1 protein-coding gene is annotated in these 230 nt (G+C 69.1%); it reads right to left on the reverse strand.

What is annotated here, in order from left to right:
• Positions 1–230, reverse strand: a 230-nt coding sequence (locus tag ACPYOM_RS24225; RefSeq protein ID WP_481347939.1) for a LysE family transporter, incomplete at both ends; no start/stop codon positions are given.

Consider the following 230-nt stretch of genomic DNA (forward strand, 5'->3'; position numbering starts at 1 on the left):
TTGCAGGGGATTGCCCTGGGCGTTGGCCAACGAACCGATGAGGGCGATGTCCAGGTAGACGTGCGGATTCAGCCAGGTCAGCGCGAGGACGGTAGCCACCGCCGCCACCGCACTGCCTTTGGTGCCGGTGCCGGTGCCGCCGTCGTCGGCTGCACCTGCCGTCAGCGACTCCGGACGCATGGCCCGCCTGGCCGCCATGACGCCGTACGTCACCAGAAACGCGGCACCCA

The organism is Monashia sp. HAY1-2A (assembly GCF_056755315.1).